Raw genomic sequence first — 22769 nt, forward strand, 5'->3', positions numbered from 1 at the left:
CGCGTGCGATGATTTTCTTACAATACCTCCCTTTCGCTGACGGCCCGATGCGAAGTGCTGAGCGCTTCGAGCATAAATACTGACAAAAATCCAGCCGGGCCGTTCCCTCGGCAAGTCCGATCTCAGTTCGGAGACTATAAAAATTGGAATGGCTTACTAATGTCGTCGGGAGCGTCAACGACGTTCTCTGGTCGTATGTCCTCATCGTGATGCTCGTCGGTTTGGGCATCTGGTTCACGTTCGCGACGGGCTTCGTGCAGATTCGCCGCATCGGCGAAATGTTCCGCCTCATTACCGAGGGCGCTACCGCCAAGCCCAAAAAGGGCCACATTTCCACCTTCCAGGCTTTTTGCGTTTCAACCGCTTCGCGTGTGGGCGTAGGCAACATTGCGGGCATTGCAATCGCCGTCGTGACCGGGGGGCCGGGTGCCGTCTTCTGGATGTGGGTGATCGCAACGCTCGGCTCGGCGACGGGCTTTGTCGAATCTACGCTCGCGCAGATCTACAAGGCCCCGAAGAAAACGGGCGGCTTTGTGGGGGGGCCTGCCTACTACATCGGCAACGTTTTGGGTTCGCCCTTTTTCGCGACGCTCTTTGCCGTTCTCATCTCCGTTACCTACGGGCTCATCTTCAATTCCGTTCAGGCCAATACGATTGCGCTTTCCGTGCAGACGTCCTACGACATTTCGCCGCAGGCGACGGGACTTGTTGTTGCAGCCGTGACGGCTCTCGTGATCTTTGGCGGCGTTACCCGCATCGCCAAGGTCGTGGGCGTCATGGTGCCCTTCATGGCGGGCGCCTATCTCCTCATTGCCGCCGTCATCACCGTCATGAATGTCGAAAAGATTCCGACGGTGCTCGCGACCATCGTGCGCTCGGCCTTCGACTTTGAGGCGCTCGGGGGCGCGGGCTTCGCGCTCGCGCTCATGACGGGCATCAAGCGCGGCCTCTTCTCGAACGAAGCCGGCATGGGCTCGGTGCCGAACGCAGCGGCGACCGCTGACGCGACGCATCCCGTCAAGCAGGGGCTCGTTCAGGCGATCGGCGTTTTCGTTGACACGCTTTTGGTCTGCACGGCCTCGGCGATGATCGTGCTCTTTTCGAACGACTGGAGTACGGCAGGCGTCACCGGGATCGAGCTCGTGCAGCGCACGCTCACGGGGCAGCTCGGCAGCTGGACCAACACCTTTATGTCCGTGATCATTCTCTTCTTCGCTTTCTCGTCGATCATCGGCAACTATTTCTACGGCGAAGTGAACATGGACTTCATCAGCCGCCGTCCTGTGGCGCTCAACATCTTCCGCGCCTTCGTCGTCATCATGGTGTACTTCGGCGCCGTGGCGAACCTCGGGCTCGTCTGGAACCTCGCCGACCTCTTCATGGCGCTCATGGCGATTCTGAACCTTGTGGCGATCACGCTCCTCGGTCGCTTCGCCTTTATCGCGCTTCGCGACTACTTCGATCAGAAGAGCCGCGGGATCGCGAACCCCGAGTTCGATCCGAAGATTCTGCCGTCGCAGCGCGGCATTCTCGCGTGGCCTCGTCATCCGGAAGAGGAGCTCACGCAGTCCTAACGCTTGCTTTGCGCGCTGCCGGCCCTAGGGACTTCGCGTTCGATTGCAGCGAAAGGCCGCTCGAAAGGACGAAAGCTGTCTTTTCGGCGGCCTTTTTGCATTCCCGGGCGTCAAGTGTTTGTTGTCTCAAAGCGGTTTAAATCGACGGATTTTGATGCCCGATTATCTGCAGACTTAGGGAGTCGGTGGGGAGCCGGGGAGGGGATCTTAATACTACTTAAGCAATATCTCCAACGCCTTATATCCTGCTTTTCCCTCTCCCGCAAAAGGAGAAAGGCGGCCGAGCGAAAGTTGTGCTTCGATTCGCCCCCTCCCATGAGGCTTCTTTAAGAAACGGTTAAGGTCCAATAAACTTTCGTTTAGAGTGAGCGATGTCCCCCTCCGCGCGAGGCGCAAACGCCGCCCGCAGCCAAACCGTGTGTCGTTACGAAACCGACGTCCGACCGGCGCGGCCCTCGCCAGCGAATCGCTCTCACAGGAGACCACCATGAAAGTTCATCATCTGACTGCTGCTGCCGCTCTTCTTGTTGCGCTCGGCGCCTCGTTTTCCGTGAGCGCGGCCGATCTCAAAGCCTGCACGACCTGCCACAGCAATATCGCGACCGAACACGCCGGCGCCGCCCACAAGGACGTCGCCTGCACGTCCTGCCACACGGGGCTTGACGAACACCTGAAGAAGGCCACCGCTCGTCCGGGCACGAACATGGACCCCGCGAACTGCGGCAGCTGCCACACCGCTCAGTACACGTCGCTCTACAAGACGAGTGAACGTCCCGCCCGCCAGTCGAAGAAGGCTGCGACGGGCCCCGCGCCCGACCCGTTCTTCGATCGGGCCTTGGGCGGCCACGGCTTCACGAAGGAACACGACCTGCCGCGTTCGCACACCTGGATGGCGATCGACCAGTTCATCGTCGACCGTGCTTTCGGCGGCCGCTTCGAACCGAAGGAAGGCTGGCTCTACACGACGCTCGAGGGCGGCAAGCACTACAAGGTCTGGGATGTCCTCAAGGACAACTACCCCGACACGAACGAACACAAGCCCTTTAAGCCGGGTACCGCTGCTGCCGGCAACGGCGTCTGCTGGTCGTGCAAGTCCGCCGACCTTATGCTCGACTGGGCCTACATGGGCGACAAGGTTGAGGGTGCCAAGTTCAACCGTGCTTCGAACGCCGTCGACAGCGTTCGCGCCGTGAACCACGCTCTCAACTGCAACTTCTGTCACGATCCGCACAATGCCAAGCCGCGCGTCATCCGAGACGGCCTCATTGATGCGCTCACCCGCGACAACCAGGGCGCGCCTTCCGTCTGGACCGAAGCGGCCGCCAACAAGACCAAGGTCGACGTGAAGGACTTCGGCATGCGCGGCTTCACCCGCAAGGTTGCCTACCTTGAAAAGCCCGATGCGAACCTGATGTGCGCGCAGTGCCACGTCGAATACATCTGCAACCCGGGCGTTGACGCCAAGACGGGCAAGCCGATCGGCATGGACAATCGTCTCACGAACCACTTCCCGTTCGTCAACGCCGACCAGATCGAAGCCTATTACGAAAAGATCGGCTACCGCGATTTCAAGCACAGCATGACGGGCGCGCTCCTCATCAAGATGCAGCACCCGGACGCCGAAACGTTCTTTGGCTCGAAGCACGACAAGGCCGGCGCCGATTGCGCGACCTGCCACATGCCCAAGGTGAAGGACGAATCGGGCAAGACCTATACGCTCCACTGGTCGACTTCGCCGCGTCACTACGTGAAGGAAACCTGCTTGACCTGCCACAAGGACAAGACGGAAAAGCAGATGGTCGCTTCGATCGACGCGATGAAGGGCTACTACGACGGCAAGGTCCGTGAAGCCGAATCCCGCATGAACGACATGTTCGACGCCTTTGAAGCCGCTATCGCCGCCGGCGTCGACCAGAAGACCCTGGACGAAGCCCGCAAGCTCCACTCGTCGGCTCACGTCAATTGGGAATACTGGACTGCCGTGAACGGCGCCTGGTTCCACAATCCCGACCAGGCCGTGCGCAGCCTCGCCAAGAGCTGCAAGGCCGCTCAGGATGCAACGGCGCTCCTGAAGAAGGCCGTGGCCGAAAAGAACGCCAAGAAGTAACCAGCGTTCGATAACCACGGGCACGAATGTGCAAACGCGAAGCGGTCTCTTTCATCGAAGGAGGCCGCTTTGCTGTTGTATAGTGCGAAAACTTGACCCGCCGCTTTCGGGCGGGCTCCCTGGCTTTTCCAACAATCGGCGAATCGTTCCTGCAACCGGCCGCAACACAAGCGGGTCGGCATCTGGGCGGGCGCCTCGAAGGAATACGAATCTTCATGACGGACCGCGCCATTCTTTATGCGATCGAATTTGTGATGCTTGCCGTCGCCATAGCGGCGCTTATGCCGACGATTCTTCGGGCGGGCAAGCGCAGCGGGGAGTCTCTCGGCACGAACGACGCACGAGCAACGCTCGAAGCGGCGCTTCGAAGCGAAAAGTCGCGCCTGGACGACGAGCTTACGCGCGGCGCGATTTCCAAGACGCTCTACGAGTCGCTTCTCGCGGACCTGCGCACCCGTGCGCTTGAAGAAACGCGCGCGCTTGACTCGGGCGAAGTGCCTTCGCTCGACCAAGAACCCGTGACGAAGTCGATGCGCTTCAAACTCGCCGCAGGCGTCACGAGCCTCATGGTGCTCCTCTCGGCCGCCTGCTACGGGTTCTTGGGGGCGCCCGAAATCATGCGCCTTACCGAAGACCAGAAAGTTCTCCAGGGGACGGCGTCGGCAGAAGCGATTGAAACGTACTTGAAGGACAACGCTCGCGACGGGCGCGCTTGGGTGCTTCTTGCACACCGCCGCATCGACGCCGAAGACTTTAAGGGCGCGGGCGCGGCGTACCGCGAAGCCATGCGCGTCGAAAAGAAGATCGCATCGGATCCGGACATCCTGCTCGAATACGGTGCGGCCGTGCTCACTGCGAACGATGAAGAATTTTTGGGCGACGCCAAGGCGGCGCTCCTAAAGGCGCAGTCGATCGAGCCCGACAATCCCAAGGCGATCGAACTCGTCGGCATGGCGGCCTTTGCCACGCAGGACTGGGTGCTCGCCAAGCGCCAGCTCGAGCGCATGCTCGAAGGTATGTCGCCCGATCGCGCCGAGTACATTCGATTCGAGCAGACGATCCGCGTGCTCGACGAGCGTATCAAGGCGAACGAAGCGCGTGCGGCTGCCAAATCGCAAAAGACTCAATAGTCGTCTTGAAGAGCGGTTCGTACATAGTTCGACAAACCGGGAGGAAGACTTTTCCGTCCCGGTTTTTTGTTGCTGCGTGCTTTTTGTCACCTCTTGTGAAGGAAGAGTTGCAGCAGAGCTCGACGAGGCCTATCAGGCAGGAGATGCGGGCGGCTTTTCGACGCTTCTCATTTGGCACAAGCGACTCGATTACGATCCGAGCGTCGAGTGGCTGCGATCGATGTTCGTTGAGTCGATCCGCTTGCGCCTTAAATCGATCGTTTGAACGAGGCGCTTCGGTCAAGACGAAAAAAGGCTCGAGCCGCGGGGGCGCCTCGAGCCTAAAAAATTCAACAAACGGAGAAGGATGCGTCAGACGCCTCCCTGCACGCGGTCAGCGTCCTTCGCATTCATTCCACCTTGCCCGCACTTTAGTGCCTGCGGACAAAGGCGAGAAGGTTATTTGCCTTCTTCAATCATCTTGATGGCGTGTTCGGCAGCGATGCGGCCCGAGGTCATCGCGAACGACGAGGCCGAGCCTTCGCAGCGCAGGTCATAGGTCGAGTCGAAGAGACCGCCGATGTCCTGGCCGATCACGTAAAGCCCCGGAATCACGTCGCCCTGCGGGGTGCGGGCTTCGAAGTTCGTCGTGACCTTGACGCCGCCCAACGTGAGGAAGAAGCAGCGGATCGCCTTCAGGGCGTAGTAGGGGCCCTTCTGCATATCGAACTTCACGAGGTGTTCGGGCAGGCGCCCGAATTCCGGGTCGTGCTTTTCTTCGGCGTACTTGTTGACGCGCTTCATCGTGTCGACGAGATTTTCGGGCGGCATGCCGAGCTGCTGCGCGAGCTCTTCGACCGTGTCGGCCTTGAAGGCCCAGCCGCGCTGCATGCCGATTTCCCAGGTCTTCGGGAGCGCCTTGAGGGGCACGCCCGCGAGCACGATGGCGTTGAAGGGAAGCACGGCGCCCTCATTGATCATCTTGTCCATCATGTGCTGGTCAAAGATCGTGTAGGAGACGCCGCCAGCGGTCGTCATGGCGTTATAGACGTCGACGAAGACCGAGCCGCGCGATTCGTTGAAGAAGCGCTTGCCGTTGTGGTCGACCCAGAGCCAGGGCTGCGCGAGAGCGCAGCGGCCCTGCTTCAATTCATCGGGACCGGAGAACTGGTTGATGGGAGGATCGTCCGGGAGGTACGGCGCGTTGCCCGCGACCGTGTGCATGCCCGTGACGCCCGCACCGACGAGGCGCGCCATGTTGATGCCGTCGCCCGTGCGGCCGTCGACGACCGGGCCGCGCAGACGGATCGGCTCGATCATGCCGAGGTCGGACGAGTCGAAGACGTACTGCGCGAGCATTTCCTTGTTCGCCGCAAAGCCGCCCGTAGCGATGATCACCTTCTTGGCGTGAATGATGTACTTGTCGCCCTTGGCGTCAACGGCTTCAACGCCCGCGACGCGGCCGTTTTCAACGATGAGCTTTTCGGCGCGCGTCTGCGTGCGCAGCACGCCGCCGCGGGCCTTCACCTGTTCGATGAACTTCTGAATGACCGCAGCGCAACCGCCCTTGAAGAGGTGCCAGCACATGAGCGACTCTTCCTTCGGGTACATCGTGCGCATGCCGCGGAATTCGATGCCGAGATCCTGGACTTCGTCGATCGTACGGGTCGAGCCTTCGATCAGCACGCGCAGAACGGCCGGGTCGGCACGATAGTGGTGGTACTGCAGCGCCGCATCAAGCACCTGCTGAACGGTCGTCTTGATGCCATGCTCCTTCGTGTAGCGCGTGTTGACGCCGAGCGACCCTTCGGGGAAGAGGCCCGCGCCGCCCAGGAACTGGAGCTTTTCCAGAACGATGGGCTTCACGCCCTTGCGAACGGCCGCGTACGCGGCGCAGAGGCCGCCGAGGCCGCCGCCCACGATCACGAGGTCGGTCTTTTCTTCCTTCACAGCAGCCATCGCGGCAGGCGCGGCGGCGGTGGCGGCAACGGCAGCGGCCGAGCCGAGAAGCTGACGACGATTGAGCTTCATGGTGTTCTCTCCTTTGATTGGTCGATAAGCGGGCAGTGCGGCTCGATCGAGAAGCCTCGAATAAGCGTGGCGCTTCTTCCCGTCGCCGCGAACTGCCGACGGAGAACATTCTTTTCAATGTGCCCGCGTCTTGTCTGTGACATTTCGCACGAAGGCGGGTTTTTCCCATGCGATCGAACGAGGAGCATCCGTGCCTTCTCTGCGTAACACCACCTCGCGGTAAAAGAAAGCGCCGCTTTCCCGAGAGAGAAACGGCGCAAAGAGAGCGAGTGCTCGCTAACTGAAGCTCGCCTAGAGCCTCAGTCGGCGTCGGACTTTCGGATGCGAGGCCAGGGGAAGTCGCCCCAGGGACCTTCAAGGAGCTTGATGAGCACCTTCTCGCCGCGCTCGAGCGCTTCTTCAGCCTGTCGAATGCCGTCTTCGAGTTCAAGCCAAACGTAGGCAAAGAGGAGTGCACGCGCGTATTCGTGCCAAGAGGAGAAGCGCGCGAGCATCTCGCCCGCCACGCGTGCGTAGTAGCCCGTGGGATCGCGCCCCATCAGTACGTCGCCCGCCTGGGCTTCGAGAAGAAGCACGGCGCCCTCTGCAGCGTCCCAGGCGCGCACGTGCGTCCAATCGAAAACGCCGCGATGGCGGTCGGCGTACATGCGACGGCGACGGATCCGGTCTTCGATCTGCGGGTCGACCGCCGACATGGAAAAGCCGCCCCAGCCGAGCGCGATTTCGTTGCGAAGCAATTCCGCAACGGCAGGCGCAGCCGCGATTTTGCGGTAGGCCGCGGCTGTGCGGCTGCCTTCCATGAGCGAGCGAAAGCGCTCCTCAAAGTCCTCCTCGCTCATGATGTCGAGGTCGGCCAAGAGATGGTGCAGCAGGTCGCGCTCGCCGCTTGCCGTGCCCATGGGGTCGAGTTCGCCCAATGGCCAGCCCTGGAGCGCAAGCGGAAAGCGCGCGAGCATGCCCGTAAAGGCCCGTACCGGGACGTCGTCCCAGTCGTAGGCTCGCGCGAGCGTTTTGTCTCCGCGCTTCAAGCGTTCGAGCGCTTCGGAAAGCGCGCCGAGGAGCGGCAGCATCGCGGCGCTCGGGGCCAGGCTTTCGATAAGGACCTCGTTGTCGGTTGCGTCCGTCTGCATGTCGTTACTGGGATGCGGTGGATGGGAGACTGTGCCGATGCGAATCAGCACTTCTTGATTGTCATCTCACAGGGCGAGCGTCTGCAATGGAATTGTGCCTCAAAGCGCTCGCCCGCAGAGTTGCGAAGGATGAGAGGTTCCGGTCGGAAGTATTCGCGCGGGTGCTTCTCAAGCCACTCGGGGTGGTAGCGCAGCATTTTCGGACAAAGCGAAAGGGCGGCGCGCACGCAGTGGCGGCACGTCATGAGATCGGCGCTGCGAACCGGACGGATCTCAAAAGCCGGGGCGGTGACGCGTGCGCCGTGTGCTTCGTAAAAACGCCGGGCTTCATCGTTGGCGACATTCGCGGTAAAGCCGAGCACTTTTTCCGGGTACGGGACCGTTCGGTCGATGACGGGGACGACGGGCTTCGGACGGGCGGCTTCGCGTGCGGCCGCGAGATCTGCGACTGCAGCGCGGCGAAGTGCGTTGGCGACGCTCGCGGGCACGAAGACCTCGAGGTTCTCGGGCACAGAGACGCTCTCGGCCTCAAAGATCGTATCGCCGAGTTTTTGGAGGTTCGTTGCGAGCGTTTTGCGGTTCTTTTCGGGGTCCGAAGGCTTTTCAAGCGCCATCGCGACAGAGGCTGAGCCGCAGGCGACGCCGTCCGTGATGACGAGGTCAAGCCCGTCCTCGTGATGCGTGAAGACGACGGTGACGGGAACACGCCGCCGTGCGCTCTTGCCGGCGAGCTGCTTTAAAAACGCGTGGTCGCGGTTGCGGCTGAGGATCGTGCCGACGCTGAGGCCCTCGAGTCGGAAAACCGGTTCCGAGGGCGTGATGCGAACGAGCGGACGGTGCGACGCACGGTTCGAAGATGTCCCGCGTGCGCGCGTGCGGCTCAAAGGTACGGCTTCAACGCCGTTCACGGCGAGCCCGCGGACTTCGTCATGGTCGTCAAGGTACGTGAGGCCGTCGCCGTTCGCGAGTTCGACGCCATCGAAGAGTTCCACCGTCACGGTCTTGGCGTCTTTGGCGACGACACGCGCTATGCGCGCACCCGTGTGCTTCGGGCTTTCGAGCGCTGCCGCCTCGTAGGGTTCCTCAAAGTGTTTGCCGCGCACAAAGTAATCGGTGGCGCCGCGGTTGAAGACTTTTTCGGGTGCGGGCTCAAAAGTGAATTCGCTTCGGCCGTCGGAGGCGCGAACGAGGTCCTTGCGGCGGGCGAGGATGGCGTCAAGTTTCTTGCGGTAGAAGGCCGTCACGTTCTTCACGTAGGCGGCGTCTTTGAGGCGCCCTTCGATCTTGAAGGAAGAGACGCCCGCGTCGATAAGCGCTTCAAGGTGCGCGCTCTGGTCGTTGTCCTTCAGCGAAAGGACGTGACTGCGGCGCGCGAGCGCTTCGCCCGCGAGCGTTTCGACATCATAGGGCAGGCGGCAGAGCTGCGAGCAGGCGCCGCGGTTGGCCGAGCGCCTGGTCATCGCTTCGCTCATGAAGCAGCGGCCGGAGTAACTCACGCAGAGCGCGCCGTGCACGAAGAATTCGATGCGGGCGGACCGTAGCCGCGCACGCACGGCGGCAATCTCTTCAAAAGAGAGCTCCCGCGCGAGCACGATCTGCGAGAAGCCCACGGCTTCGAGAAACGCGGCCTTTTCGGGTGTTCGAATGTCGCACTGCGTCGAGGCGTGAATTTCAATCGCGGGGAGCTCTCCCATGAGGAGCCCCATGTCCTGCACGATGAGAACGTCGGCCCCGGCTGCGGCGAGCTCGAAAGCGAGGCGGCGCGCCTGCGGGAGTTCCTCGTTCGTAAAGAGCGTGTTGAGCGCGGCGAACACTTTGGCGTTGTAGCGGTGCGCGTAATCGGCGAGCCGCGCGATGTCTTCGAGCGTGTTGCCTGCTGCCGCGCGCGCACCGAAGCTCGGGCCGCCGATATAGACGGCGTCCGCGCCGTGGTCGATAGCGGCGATGCCGACGTCGGCATCGCGGGCGGGCGAGAGAAGTTCGAGCGCGTTGAGCGGAAGCTGCTGATTCATGTCGAAGACGAAAGCGAGATGATCGAAAAGTACGAACGCCGATTCAAGTCCAACCTGAGAGGATCGGTGCGTTACCTTGCGTCGGGCGGCTATCTTAGCAACGAAGCCGCCCGAGGATCCGAGCGGCTTCCGTGTTCTTTTTTTTAGCGCGGCGCCAACGGCGTGCGCTTCGGGTCCGATTATTTCTTCGGGCCTTTAACCGCACAGGTTTCGACCGCGAGGTACTTGGCGAGCTCTTCGTCGCCCGCCTTCTTGGCGAAGTCTGCGGGCGAAAGCCCTCGGTCGGTGCAGTAGTCGCGATAGGCGCCCGCGCGCAGAAGCGTCATCACGGTTTCGCGCGAAGGCATGCGCGCGGCCATGATGAGGGGCGTCACGCCGGCCTTCGTTTGTGCATTGGGATTGGCGCCGAGTTCAAGAAGCTTCTTGACGAAGGCGTTCTGCCCCGAAGAAGCTGCGTAGTGAAGCGCCGTCCAGTTGCTCGAGCCGTTCGGATCGGCGCCAAGTTCGAGCAGGCGCTCGAAAATCTTCTTGTCGCCCTTGAAGACCGCGAGCATGAGAGGCGTTTCACCGAAGCGGTTGGGCTTGTTGACGTTGAGTTCGCCCGATTCGAGAAGCACCGTCGCTACGCGCGGCTGATCGGCGCGCATCGCATAGGTGAAGGCGGTGTCGCCGTTACCCATCATTACGTTGGGCGTGAGACCGTCTTTGAGCATGCTGCGGATCGTCGAGACGTTGCCGGTGCGAATGGCGCTGCGGAATTCTTCAACTTTCGCGGCGAGCACCGGATTGTCCGTGACGTGTTCGGCGCCCGCGTCCGTGAGCGGGACGCGCTCGGGGCCCTGATGCTTGGTGCTCGAAGGCTGCAAAAGGAGCGAGATGGTTTCGTTCGAAAGAGATTCGTACGATTCGGCCTCGTCCGCATGAGCGGGCGCGCCGGCAAAAAGGGCGATGCCGAGCGCAAAGGCGGCAAGCGCACCGGAGGAAATCGATTTCATGATTCTGTCGGACTCAAGCGGTGGGTGGCAGCGGCGTTCTGAGCGTTGCTCGCAAACGGGGCTTCGATCGATTTCGAAGGAAGATCGATCGAGAAACCGTCACATTAGCACGCGTTCGGTGCATGGCGAAGAAGACTGCGCCCGCACATTTGGTTCACTTTGTTTCTTGCGCGAGCGCTTGGCGCGGGACCGCTCACTCAAAGCCCGGCAGCCGGAAAAAGCGGATTGCGTTTTCGGTCGTCGCTTCCGTCACGGCCTCAAGCGGCAGCCCCTTCACGTCGGCAATCGTCTGCGCGACCTCCTTGACGTACTGCGGCTCGCAGCGCTTGCCGCGAAACGGCACCGGAGCCATATAGGGCGCGTCCGTTTCAAGCATGAGGCGATCGAGCGGCAGGTGCCGCGCGACTTCTCGAAGAAGATCGTTGCGCTTAAACGTGAGATTCCCCGTGAAAGAAATGTGGCCGCCCGCGTCGACGACGCCGACCGCTGTCATGAGATCCGCGCAGTAGCAGTGCATCACGAACCCGACGTCGGCCGCTTTCTCTTCACGCAGGATTTCAAGCGCGGCGGCTTCGGCGTCGCGCGCGTGCACGATGAGGGGCTTACCGGCTTTCTTCGCAGCCGCAATGTGCGTGCGAAACCGGTCGCGCTGCCAGTCGAGCGGCTCCTTGCACCAGTAAAAGTCAAGACCCGTTTCACCGACGGCGACCATCTCGGGGCGCGATGCAACCTCGGCGATTTCGTCGAGATCGGCTTCGCGGTGGTCGGGGTACTCCGGATGAACGGCCCAGGCGCCGAAAAGGTACCCGGGGTAGCGTGCGAGGAGCGCTTCGAGCGGCGCGCGGTCGGCGTCTTCGCAGCCGATCGTGACGGCGGCGATCATGCCCGCGGCGCGCATGCGCGCGACGACCTCGTCCAGATCTTCGGCAAATGCGCGGTCCGTGAGGTGGCAGTGCGTGTCGATGAGTCGCATGGATGAATGTCGATGGTCCAAATGAAGAGAAATACCGATTTATACCGCTTTTTGGAGCTGCGGTACGGCTGCACCATCGTTTGTCGGACTTTATCGAACGGCTTCGAGGTCGCTGCGCGAGAGCGAGGCGATGAAGTCGGGCATCGCGCCCGAGGCGGCGTGAAGTGCCGTCCAGCCCGCGACGAACTTGTAGGCGGCAGCGCACCGCGCGATTTCCGCGCCGATCATCTGCGTGCGCGCGTTGCTCACGTCGAGCGCCGTCGAGAGGCCTTCGGCAAAACTTTTTTCGCGCATCCGCAGTGCCTCTTTTGCAAGCGCCACGGTCGAAGCGGTGAGGCGGTACTCGTCGCGCGCTTCGACGGCTCTGAGCCAGGCGACCTCCACAGCGGCGAGTACGTCGTTTTCCGCTTCCTTGCGCGCGGCACCCGCCTTGCGGCTCATCGACTCGGCCGAGGCGATCGAGGCGGTGCGGTCGCGGTTGCTCCAGAGCGTGAACTTCACGCCGATGCCGGCAATCCAATCGGGTTCGACGAGCGTGAGGTAGTGCTTGGCAAAGTTCCTCATCCCGAAAGCGAAAACTTGGGGCTTAAAGGTGCTTTTTGCAGCCGCAACGCTTTGTTGGGCCTGCGCTTCAAGGGCACCGGCTTGCGCGAGCACGGGGCTCGCGCTCATGGCGCGCGCCCGCCAGTCGTCGAGCGAGCCGAGTTCGCCCTTGAGAACGAAAAGCGGCGTTTCGAGCTCGGGGAGCGCTTCGTCGCGCAGCGCGCGCAGAAGCTCCGTTTCGGCGACATGCGCATCGGTCTCCGCAGCCGAGAGCGCTCGTTTGGCGGCGTCTCGCGACACTTCGATCGACATGCGCTCGATTTTCGAAAGCATCCCTTCCTTTTCAAATCCGCGGGCGCGCCGCAGGGATTCTTCTTCGTCGGCAAGCGCCGCGCGGCGAAGCTTCTCGACGGCGCGTGCGAGCTGCGTCCGCCAATAGGCGAGCGCAAGCGAAGCGTCTTCTTCGATAAAGGTCGCGTCTCGAGCTGCGCGCGCCTGATCGGCTTTGCTTTTTAAGGTTTTTTGTTCGGCAGTGACGGCGCCGCCCGTGTAAATGGGCCAGACCGCTGTAATGGCGGCGCGCGGGCCGCTTATGTCGTAGTCGCCGCTATAAGAAAAGGGGAGCGATCCCAGCCCCGGGATCGGTACGTCAAGGTTGAGGTCGAGCGATTTGCTTCCCTCTAGATGCATCGCCGCAACGTCCACCTTGGGGCCGCCAAGCCACTTGGCGGCGTCTGCCGCATGTTCGGCGCGCGCAACGTCGGCTTCCTGTGCGCGCAGGATGTCGGCGCGCTCGTGAAAACGCGCGAGTGCGGCTTCAAAGGAAAGCGGCGCCGCTGCACCGGCCGAAGGCACGTCTTTTTCAGCCCGCGGCTGCGCGCCTGCGCCGAGCGTCGGCACGGCGTTTGCGGCCGACGGGCTACCGACGGCAAGCGCCGCAGCTAGGGCGAGCGCAAGGCCGGTCGTGAGAAGTCCGCTATTGCGGCAGCGGCGTGCGGATGGACGGTTTCGCATGTGTCGGACTGGAAAAGAAGCGTGCCGCACCAAAACGTGCCGCACTAATTTTTTGTGCACGCGTCCAATTTAGCACGCGGCAATCACGAGCGGATCAGCCTTCTTGGCACGTTATTTCGAGCGCGCCGACTTCTACGTGTGGGCGACGAGCCGTACGTAACGCCTCGGTTTCAAGCGATGCCAGGCTTCGAACGCCTCTTTAATCGAAAGCCGCATGTAGTCGGCTTGCGGCGAAAGTTCAACCGCTTTTCGATAGAAAAAAGACACGGTAAGCGGCGGCAGCGGGAAGCGCTCGAGCGGGAGTGCGCCGAGCCGATTCTCGTAGCGAGCTTCTTCGAGCATGCTGAGCGGCGACAGGCTGAGCGCGTCGTAGCGCCCGCAAAGTGCATCGACGCCGTAGAAGTCGCAAAGCGTGAGCCCCTGGGGTTCAACGCCAGCGATTTCGCGCAGGCGGTCGCGCAGAAAACCTTCGTCCTGTACGGTCGAAAGCCACTGACACGTGGAAAAGAATTGAGAGAGGTCGGCGTCGGGCGAAAAGATCGGGTGGCTTGCATCGGCGACGATCCCTTGATCGACTTCAAAGAGAGGTTCCTCAACAAGCGACGCGAGCGCCTCGTGCTGGTGGCGGCCCGTCATGACAAGCGAAAGATCGATCTTGTCCGTAAGAAGCTTCGGCAGACAGTCCGAGAAGAAACCGCTTGTAAAGAGAAGTTTGATTTTCGGGTAGCGGGCGCGGAACCGATCGACGGCGCTCGCCAGGATCTCGGGCGGCAAGGTCGGCGTGATCGAAATACGCAGCTGCTCGAGTTCTCCCGAAGCCGCTGCAGAGACGGCTGCGGCGGCTTGATCGGCGTTTGCGGCAATCGTTTCGGCGTACGGAAGAAGACTGCGTCCGGCAGCATTGAGCCGCAGTCCCAAGGCCGTTCGCTCAAAGAGCGGACAGCCGAGCTCCTGTTCGAGCTGACTCACAGATTTGGCAATGGTCGACTGCGTGAGGCAGAGTTCATTGGCGGCGCGGCGCACGCCGCCCGTACGAACAACGGCGAGAAAAGCTTTGATCTGGCGAATTTTCATGGCGATGCGGACCTCGCGAGGGCGTCAGCTGCTTGCGGTCGGTCTAGGTCGAAGCGATGCGGTTCATGTATCGCGAACGAGCTGCTCCGAGACTTTAGCATGTCGGGGGAAACAAAAATTTGGCAATCGGCGTCAAGCGGCTCGAGGCAGCTCAACGCGGTGCCGATCGTGTGTGTGCAAAAAAAAGACGCAGGTCCTTCCTGCAGGCAACAGCCGTGCAGAAAGGACCTGCCGTTTCGGGATGTGCCCCGATCAAACGCGAGGCTTCGGGTGCGCCGGAGTCGTTAGCGGCCGATGTTCTCGCTTTCGATCAAGGTTCTTCGATCAAACGTTTTTGCCGGCGAGTTCTCGTCCGACGATCCAACCCCAAGTGGCGGCACGACCTGCGCACATCCCGGAAATGAGGTTCGGATACGTGTTGGCGAAGTAGCCGCCGCTGTCCTGACCGATGACGTAGAGCCCGGGGATGGGTTTGCCTTCGGTGTCAAGCGCGTTCATGTGCGTGTCGATCACGATGCCGTCGAGCGTGCAGAGCGAGTAGCCCGCATTCTTGAGGCCGTAGAAAGGCGCCTTCTCTAACGGCGCGAGACGGAAAGCTTCCTTGCCGAAGTCTTCGTCTACGCCTTTGTGAGCGAGTTCGTTGTAGCGCTCGACCGTGGCTTTGAGTGCTTTGGGCGGCAGGCGGAGCTTCTGGGCGAGCTCTTCGATCGTGTCGGCCTTCTGCACGAAACCGTCTTCAATGAGCTTGGGCAAAACCGTCGACTCGATGAACTCCCAGGCAAAGATCGGGCGCGCGCCGTTCGGGTGCGGCACGAGGCGCGAGCAGCCCGCCATGCGCGTGTGCTGCACGAAGGTGGTCCAGGTCGCGTCGAAAATCGAGTAGTGGCAGTGTCCCTTCTGGAATTCGTCGGCATGAAGAATGCCTTCGTACGTGCCGGATTCGTTGAAGAAGCGTTCGCCGTCGGCATTGACCTTGAGCCACGGCTGGCTGCCCGGCCAGAACGTGCCCATATCGGTCTTTTTCATCGCTTCGATGCCGGGCTCTTGGTCCGGGCGAAGCGCGCTGCGGTCGAACTGCGCCATCGAGTGCGTCTCGTCCATTTTGGCGCCCACCCAGAGGCAGGCGCGAATGCCGTCGCCCATGGCGCCCGGCATGGCCTTGTTGCCGCCGAGGATGCGAAGGTTCCAAGGCTGCAGCGCTTCGAGCATGGCGTAGTTGCGGCAGTAGCCGCCCGTGGCGATCACGACGCCCTTCTTGGCGATGTAGCGCAAGAACTTGCCGTCGGCATTTTCCGCAATGCAGCCCGTGACGCGCCCGTTGCTGCGCTCGAGCTTCACCATCTTGGTGTTGTAGTGGAATTCGGCGCCGTGCTTCACGGCATATTCATAGAGCACCACATTGCCGTTAAGCTTCTTTGCTTTGGCGTCCTTCTTTTCCCAGCGCGCCTGCGGCCAACGCGGCGTGTGGCAAGTTGGCAGCGCTTCGTAGCGCGTATCCTGGTCGGCGTCGATCGTTTCATGCCAGAGTTCGACGCCTCGCTCGGCGAGGCGGTCGCCGTACCAGTTCATCACGGCGCCCGACTTCTCGGCAAAGGTCTTGAGAAGCCGCTGATCGACGTGGCCGCCCGCCGCCTTCGTCGCAATCGTGATGAAGTCGAACTTGTCGATCTTCGTGCCCCACTTTTCCTGGTAGCGTGAACCGATGGCGGCAAAGCCTTCGCGAACGCCCGTACCTACGGCGTAGCGGTCGATGCCGATCACCTTGGCGCCGCTTTCGGCGGCGGACGCAACGGCAAACATGCCGCTCGTGCCGCAGCCGACAACGAGGACTTCGGTCTTGACGGTCTTGACGATGTCCTTTTCTGCGATGACTGGCGGTTTCCCGAGCCAGTCGCCCGATTTCGCGCCTTCGGCCGCCGCTTTCGTAATGACTTCAACCGGAATCTTGCCTGTCGCTTGGTCAATGCACTTCTGCGCGGCGCGTGAGACGGCCTCCGAAGTGACGGTGGCGCCCGAGACGGCGTCAAGCGCCGCCGTCTGGCCCGCCATGAGGCGCTTTTTGAGCTCGGCAGCCGCGGCCTGGCCGATGCCCGGTGTTTCAGCCGATGCGTCGATCACGACGTCGGTGATGCGGTTGGCGTCGAAGCTCATCGTGACGAAAACGTCGCCCGCAATGCCGGCGGCCTTGGCCGTGTAGGTGCCGGCCTTGTAGATGCCAGCAGGTGCTGCGTGAACGGCTGCGGCAGCCATGGCGGCGCCGCTCGCAAGACCTGCGCCAAGCAGACTGCGGCGAGAAATCGATTTGGTCATGCTCTTCTCCTTTTGACTTTGTTTCTTTGCGGCACAAGCGGTCAATGTGCCGTAAAAAACCAGATAAATCATAGGAGAAGAGCCGATTTCCGTTTCGGAAATATTTTCGACCCGTTCGATAATGACGAACACTCGAGCGGTGAGGTACCTATGCGTTTGCAATGCGTTGCAATCAATCGGGGGCGTTTCGACGGGAATTCGCTCGCGCGGGCGACATTTCGCGTACGATGAGAGGACGGCGCACGAGAGCCGGGGGCGTTGCCCGGCCGCTCGCGCTTGCGCCCGAGCGCCTCGGCTAGCTAGGCGGCGGCCATTTTGCCGCGCGAGAGAAGCCGCAGGCGTCGTACTTTTACATGGAAAGAAAACCAATGCGCTACAGCGACATTTACACCGAAGCGCCCGCCGCGGCCGACACCCTTGCCAATCTCGGACCCATTGCCCCGCTCGCGGGCAAGTGGTACGGCGAAGACGGGGTCGACACGCACCCGGAAGCCGAGGGACCCGTTGCGGAACCCTATCACGAAACCTGGACGTTTGAGGTCATCGACCCGCAGAACAACGGTCCGCAGGTCTTCTACGGGCTGCGCTATCACGTCGCGATCACGAATCCGGGCGAACTCAAGGCCTTCCACGATCAGGTCGGCTACATCCTGTGGGAACCCGAAACGGGCAAGATCTACATGACGCTCGCGATTCCGCGTGCACAGATCGCCATGGCCGAAGGCACGGCCAAGCCCGGCGACAAGGAAATCGTTCTTCGCGCCGAGGCCGGCTCCGACGTGAACGGCATCTGCTCAAACCCGTTCCTCAACGAAGCCTTCAATACGAAGTCCTGGGAAATCCGCTTCAAGTTCCATGAAGACGGCACGTTCTCGTACGAACAGGACACGATCCTCGTGATCCCGGGCGTCAAGGGCGAATTCCACCACACGGATACGAATCACCTGCACATGATCGAAGCGCCGCGTCCCAACCCGGCGATGATCGAAGAAGGGCTCCTCAACCGTATGCCGAAGTAATCGGCGAAGCGGTGATGCCGCCTCTATACGCTCGCCGCGGCGAGCGCAGTGCGGTGTCGAAAGAAAAGCCTTTCAAACGCGCCTCAGCCTCTCCTGCGGGAGAGCGGCTGCGGCGCGTTTTGTTTGGGCGGCTTTTCGTTGCAAAAGCGTTTGGGCGTACTCAGAAGCCGACGCCCATGCCCCAACCCCAGCCCCAGCGCGGACCCCAGAACCAGCTGTCATTGAGATAGAGCTGCATTTGGTCGCGTTCGGCCGCGGCCTGCTTGGCGCGCTGCTGGGCGCGCTTGAGCGCGAATTCAAGATCCTTTTCAAGGCCGGGGGCATTGGCAGGACGCTTCAAAAGGACGTTTGCGCCGTATTTGAGGTCCGTGATGATGAAGGGGTTCTCCGTCTCAGCGGTCGCGCCCGAGACCCAGGTGGCCTTGAAGCCCGGGACCATGCCCTGCTGGCCTTCGAGTTCGCTCGTGTCGTACTCGACGGACACGGGGGCGATACCGTAGTTCACCGTCCCCGACGGGTCCGTGATGCGGGCGCCTTCGGGTTCGGACGTCACGGTGATGTAGGTCGAGCATCCCGAAAGGAGGAGTGCCGCCCCAAAAAGCAAAGCCGTGCGGGAGAAGGTCGAATGGAAAGACTGAACGCTCAATTTCATCGTGATTTTCGGTCGCGCCGCGTCCTTTCAAAGGACAGGGCGCGCACCGCCCCGGCAATGTTGTTCAAATCTCGTTCGAAGGGCGCACTTTGCACGTCCGGACGAGTCCGTTTGAATGAAGCTTGACCTTTCGATGTTTTTGATGGAAGTGCCTCGTCTACCGATTATTCGTCGATTGCGCCGAGCCGGCGCGCCTCGTTTCTGCAGCCGTCCGTGATCACAGCGCGTACCCACTGCAGGAAGGGATCCGTGTGCGTGCCGTGGTGCCAGATGATGCAGGGGGAGAAAGGCGCAATTTCCGCGGGCGCGGGGAGCATTCGCAATTTGAAGGACGACTGACGCACAAAATGCATGAGCGTAATGACGGGCGCCGTATACGTGAAGTCCGTTTGCGCGAGCACGTAGGGTACCGCAAGGAAAAACGGCATCGAGAAGGCCGCTTCCTGGCAGTCGTCGAAGGCGGTTGCAGCTGCACTCGGCTGCTGCCAAAGGGGCGCGCCAGAGAACGTGATGTCGACCTTTCGGAATTCGGCAAGGTCGGCCGTCGTGATGCGGCCCTGCTTGTTGTAGCGCTCGATGAGCGGGTGCCCTTCGCGCACGAGGAGACCGCGGCGCGTCTTGTAGAGCTCGAGAACGTGAAAGTCCTTTGGGACGTTTCGGATCGGGTAGAGCGCCATGTCGGCTGAGCCGTCGCGAAGCCGCTCGAAAAGCTGCTCATCGATGCTTCGGATCGCGATCGACGCATTGGGCGCATTCTGGTAGAAGCGCCCGATCGCTTCGTTCATGAGCGTGAGAACGCCGTTGTCGACGGAGAGTATGCGAACGACGCGGCGCGTGTTGGCAAGGTCGAACGATTCCTGGGAAAAGAGCGACTGCGAGCTGCGCAGCACCGCTTCTACGCGCGGATAGAGCGCGCGCATGCGGCCTGTCGGGAGCATGACGAGGCCCGAACGCACGAAGAGCTCGTCGGAAAAAACGGTACGCAGGTGCGCCAAGCGCCGCGAGGCCGAGCCCATGCTCATGCGGTGGCGGCTCGCTGCGCTCGTGAGACTTCTCGTCTCCCAGAGCGTCATGAGGAATTGCAGCTCGTCAAGGCTCAGATCCGGCTGAACGGCGGTTTCGTCTGTCATGCGTCATCCTTTTTTCGAAATTTTTTAGCGCCCCGTTTGCGCGGGCGGCGCCTGCTCGGTCGCTTCGGTCGCATTTGGGCGTCGCCCTTCATGACCATTGTACGGAGCGCCCGACCGGACGCATGCGCGCACGGGAGCTGTTTTTCTTTTCTTTGCAGACTACCTTACCAGGGTTGCTCGTGCGTGCTGACGGTGATGCGTTCAGAAAGACGTTCAGCCGATCGGAATCGAGAGAATCGCAAAACGCGCGTAGAAGATGAGCGCGACCGCAATGAAGGCGAGTGCGACGGAGAGGCGAATAAGCCGGCCGACACGATGCAGCCGCCACGATCGGACGATGTTGTTGCGCATGATGTTTCGTAGCACGAGTCCCGCGTAGCGGAGGCGTTCTTCTCGCGTCTGCACGATTGCCTCAAGCGAACTCTTTTCCGGAATGTGGTTCGAAAGAAAGGCGAAAGGTTCCGTATGGTCGTGCCGCCAAGTGGGCGGCACGCCGATGAAGAAAACTTAGGCCGAGGCGGCGATCGACGCAATGAGAAGCACCATGCCCGCCGAGACCGCGAGCCGCAGCGTGCTTTCGATCGCTTCGTTTTCGATTACGGTGAGTGATGCACTCAAAAGCGCAAAGTCTGCAGCAATGAGAAGCGAGGCCATCCAAAGGTAGTTCTTCGTGAGGTCGTTCTGTGCGTTGCAGACGTCAAATCCTTGCCGCTTGAAAGCGGCCTCGGTGAGCGTCAGGTACTGCGTGAGAAGCTCGTTATGTGCTTCCGTCCGTGCCTTGACGGGACGTTCGGCGCAGTCGTCCTGCAGCGCTTTTTCAGATGCCTCAGCCGAACTGGCTGTGGATTCAACTTTCCGAAATTCGGTTCTCGAAAGTTGTTCGCTCACAATCCTTTCCATTTCATCCGAGCACGTCAGTCTTTGAAAACGAGGTGTTCGCCGCTCAAGGCATCGAGCTTGGCCGTATTAGCCGCCTTTGAGGACGAAGATGATCATGGCGGCGAGCAGCAGGAGCGTTGGTTCTTTCTTTAGCGTGATTTTCAGTCGAAAAGCAGAGCTTAACGAACGTTTGTTAGGCGACGGGCAATTACAGCCGCCGCAAAAAAAAAAAAACGGCATAGGCCGCGTTCGGTGCGGCGTGCTCGTTAAAACAGGTGAAGGCTACCGAAGCGCAGCTCGCGGAAAATTGGGCGACCGTTTGGGACGCGGCAGTGCGACAATGAAGAATCGGGGTGGCCGTCACGGACCGGCGGCCGCTCGAATCCGGATCCAAGCAAAGGAGGCGCAAATATGTGGGATCGATTGCTTCGCGGCGCGCACGTCGTGTCGCCCGTGAACGGCTATGACGGCCGTATGGATGTTGCGATTAAGGACGGCCGAATTGCCGCTGTCGGACCGAATCTTGCGGGCGAAGCCGCCTCGGTCGAGTCGCTTGAGGGACTTGTCCTCATGCCGGGGCTGATCGATCCGCACCTGCATTTGGGAAGCGTCTTCGGTTCTCCCTACGGCACACGCATGGCGGCGCTTGCAGGCGTGACGACGTGCCTTGACATGGCGGGCCCCGTTGCCGACATCCTGGCGCACGCCGAAGAAACGGGCGCAGGGATCAACGTTGCGATGCTCGAAGGGTTTTCGCCCGAAGCGCGCTTCGGTACGCTTTCGCCCACGGAAGCGCAAATGCGCGGCTATGTCGACGAGGTGCTTCAGTCGGGCGCGATCGGCGTGAAGCTTATGGGCGGGCATTGGCCGCTGCCGCTCGAGACCTGCCGCTCGATGGTGAAAATCGCCAATGAAAAGAACGCCTACGTCGCGTGGCACGCCGGGAGTCAAACCGCAGGTTCGAATCTCAAGGGCATGATCGAGGTGATTGAAACGGTGAAAGGCATGCGGCTGCATCTCGCGCACATCAACGCCTATTGCCGCGGCCGCGTCAAATCCGTTCGCGAAGAAGCCGAAGAGGCGGCCCGTCTCCTCGTTGAGAATCCGAGCATCTGGTCGGAAAGCTACGTGAGTCCGATGAACGGTACGATTCTCACGTGCGACGCCAAGGGCGAAGTGATCGACCACGTGACGCGCACGTGTCTTGCGACCTTTGGCCTGCCGCCAACAGCGGAGGGCATCCGGGAAGCGATTCGCAAGGGCGTTCTCTTCGTCGTGCGCGACACGGGCTTTATTTCCGAACTTATCGAGGGTGAAGAAGCGCTCCGGGTCTGGGAAGAAAAGCAGGCGGCCGGCGAAGACTCCGCGGGCTCGTTCCCCGTGAATCCGGCGCTTTCGCGCTTTATGCTCGCGCAGGCGAAGCGTCCCGACGGGACGTTTGTCGTCGATGCGATCTCGACCGACGGCGGCTGCATTCCGAGAAACGTCGCCATTGCCGTGGGTCTTTCACTCGTGAAGTTCGGTGCGCTTACGCTCCCCGAATTTGTTGTGAAGACCTCCGTCAATCCCGCGCGTCACCTGCGCCTGACCGATCGAGGCCACCTTACCGAAGGGGCGGCGGCCGATATCACGGTGTTCGATTTCGAGCGGCAGTGCGCCATGGAGACGATCGTTGCCGGCAAAACCGTGATGAAGTCGGGCGAACTTTTCGGACATTCGATTCGTTTCGTTACGACCGCTGCGGGCGCGTCCGTGCTGCGCGAAAAGGGCTTTGAAACGATTGAAATCGACCTCACCGGGCCCGAACCCGAGCGCTTCCGTGCGTAACGGCAGCGCGGATTGACGTCAATCGGCGCCGGCGTACTTCGGCCGGCGCCTCTCGCACGGCAGGCTCGGCGCGTGCGAAGGAGATTCCTGCTGCTTTTGATATTTCGTGTATTTGTAAATAAAATTGCTCATTATGAGCAAGATATATCGTATTAGTGAATTTGCAAAACGTATCGGCCGATCTCCTTCAACTGTCCGTCGATGGGAGACAGAAGGCAAGATACGGGCAAAAAGGCTGGCATCGGGACATCGCTATTTTGACGAATCCGATGTCAGAAAAATCTTCGGTCTGGAACCCGAAAAGAAGCTGACGATCGTTTACTGCCGTGTCAGTAGTGCGGCTCAGAAGAACGACTTGAAGTCGCAGCTGGCTGCGATGCAGGCGTTTTG

Annotated in this window: 18 protein-coding genes; 6 read left to right on the forward strand and 12 right to left on the reverse strand. The window is 61.2% G+C overall.

The window, feature by feature from the left end; all coding sequences use genetic code 11:
* Positions 1-143 precede the first annotated feature (143 nt).
* The 3 genes from H6A60_RS09265 (at position 144) to H6A60_RS09275 (ending at position 4811) form a co-directional block, all read left to right on the forward strand.
* Positions 144-1574, forward strand: a complete 1431-nt coding sequence (locus H6A60_RS09265) for an alanine/glycine:cation symporter family protein (protein ID WP_205103801.1) — start codon at positions 144-146, stop codon at positions 1572-1574.
* 487 nt (positions 1575-2061) lie between these two features.
* Entirely contained in the window at positions 2062-3681 is a 1620-nt protein-coding gene (locus H6A60_RS09270) for an ammonia-forming cytochrome c nitrite reductase subunit c552 (RefSeq protein ID WP_205103803.1), read from the forward strand.
* 215 nt (positions 3682-3896) lie between these two features.
* Positions 3897-4811 (forward strand): tetratricopeptide repeat protein, encoded by a 915-nt coding sequence (locus tag H6A60_RS09275; RefSeq protein ID WP_205103805.1) that lies wholly within the window; start codon positions 3897-3899, stop codon positions 4809-4811.
* A 438-nt stretch (positions 4812-5249) separates the two neighbouring features.
* On the opposite strand, the gene H6A60_RS09280 is transcribed toward H6A60_RS09275, so the two are convergent.
* The 8 genes from H6A60_RS09280 to H6A60_RS09315 all read right to left on the reverse strand — a co-directional run bounded on the left by H6A60_RS09280 (position 5250) and on the right by H6A60_RS09315 (position 16872).
* A complete protein-coding gene (locus tag H6A60_RS09280) occupies positions 5250-6821 on the reverse strand; it encodes an FAD-dependent oxidoreductase (protein WP_205103807.1) in 1572 nt (523 codons plus the stop codon).
* A 299-nt stretch (positions 6822-7120) separates the two neighbouring features.
* Positions 7121-7951 (reverse strand): DUF1266 domain-containing protein, encoded by an 831-nt coding sequence (locus tag H6A60_RS09285; protein WP_205103809.1) that lies wholly within the window; start codon positions 7949-7951, stop codon positions 7121-7123.
* A 44-nt stretch (positions 7952-7995) separates the two neighbouring features.
* Positions 7996-9963: a peptidase U32 family protein gene (locus H6A60_RS09290; protein WP_205103823.1), complete on the reverse strand. Its 1968-nt coding sequence runs from the start codon at positions 9961-9963 to the stop codon at positions 7996-7998.
* A gap of 179 nt (positions 9964-10142) precedes the next feature.
* On the reverse strand, positions 10143-10958 hold the full coding sequence (locus H6A60_RS09295) for an ankyrin repeat domain-containing protein (RefSeq protein ID WP_205103825.1): 816 nt from the start codon (positions 10956-10958) through the stop codon (positions 10143-10145).
* Positions 10959-11151: 193 nt separating this feature from the next.
* A complete protein-coding gene (locus H6A60_RS09300) occupies positions 11152-11931 on the reverse strand; it encodes a TatD family hydrolase (protein WP_205103827.1) in 780 nt (259 codons plus the stop codon).
* 90 nt (positions 11932-12021) lie between these two features.
* Complete coding sequence (locus tag H6A60_RS09305; RefSeq protein ID WP_205103829.1) at positions 12022-13488, reverse strand: TolC family protein; 1467 nt, start codon at positions 13486-13488, stop codon at positions 12022-12024.
* A gap of 132 nt (positions 13489-13620) precedes the next feature.
* Positions 13621-14562 (reverse strand): LysR family transcriptional regulator, encoded by a 942-nt coding sequence (locus tag H6A60_RS09310; RefSeq protein WP_205103831.1) that lies wholly within the window; start codon positions 14560-14562, stop codon positions 13621-13623.
* A 324-nt stretch (positions 14563-14886) separates the two neighbouring features.
* The gene (locus H6A60_RS09315; protein ID WP_205103833.1) at positions 14887-16872 is read right to left on the reverse strand and encodes an FAD-dependent oxidoreductase; all 1986 of its coding nucleotides are present in this window, start codon (positions 16870-16872) and stop codon (positions 14887-14889) included.
* A gap of 368 nt (positions 16873-17240) precedes the next feature.
* On the opposite strand from H6A60_RS09315, the gene H6A60_RS09320 reads away from it, so the two are divergent.
* Positions 17241-17891 (forward strand): heme-binding beta-barrel domain-containing protein, encoded by a 651-nt coding sequence (locus tag H6A60_RS09320; RefSeq protein WP_205103835.1) that lies wholly within the window; start codon positions 17241-17243, stop codon positions 17889-17891.
* A 160-nt stretch (positions 17892-18051) separates the two neighbouring features.
* Here H6A60_RS09320 and H6A60_RS09325 read toward each other — a convergent pair whose 3' ends face one another.
* The 4 genes from H6A60_RS09325 to H6A60_RS09340 all read right to left on the reverse strand — a co-directional run bounded on the left by H6A60_RS09325 (position 18052) and on the right by H6A60_RS09340 (position 20561).
* A complete protein-coding gene (locus H6A60_RS09325) occupies positions 18052-18543 on the reverse strand; it encodes a hypothetical protein (RefSeq protein WP_205103837.1) in 492 nt (163 codons plus the stop codon).
* Positions 18544-18707: 164 nt separating this feature from the next.
* Complete coding sequence (locus H6A60_RS09330) at positions 18708-19673, reverse strand: LysR family transcriptional regulator (protein WP_205103839.1); 966 nt, start codon at positions 19671-19673, stop codon at positions 18708-18710.
* Positions 19674-19886: 213 nt separating this feature from the next.
* Positions 19887-20078 carry a hypothetical protein gene (locus H6A60_RS09335; RefSeq protein ID WP_205103841.1) on the reverse strand — a complete coding sequence of 64 codons (192 nt, stop codon included), beginning with the start codon at positions 20076-20078 and terminating at the stop codon, positions 19887-19889.
* 102 nt (positions 20079-20180) lie between these two features.
* A complete protein-coding gene (locus tag H6A60_RS09340) occupies positions 20181-20561 on the reverse strand; it encodes a hypothetical protein (RefSeq protein ID WP_205103843.1) in 381 nt (126 codons plus the stop codon).
* A 402-nt stretch (positions 20562-20963) separates the two neighbouring features.
* Here H6A60_RS09340 and H6A60_RS09345 point away from each other — a divergent pair, with 402 nt between their 5' ends.
* The gene (locus H6A60_RS09345) at positions 20964-22379 is read left to right on the forward strand and encodes an amidohydrolase family protein (RefSeq protein ID WP_205103851.1); all 1416 of its coding nucleotides are present in this window, start codon (positions 20964-20966) and stop codon (positions 22377-22379) included.
* Between the two features lie 133 nt (positions 22380-22512).
* The coding region (locus H6A60_RS09350) for a MerR family transcriptional regulator (RefSeq protein WP_205103854.1) at positions 22513-22769 on the forward strand (257 nt) is incomplete at its 3' end.

This window comes from Sutterella massiliensis (assembly GCF_016899755.1).
Lineage (GTDB): Bacteria > Pseudomonadota > Gammaproteobacteria > Burkholderiales > Burkholderiaceae_F > Sutterella > Sutterella massiliensis.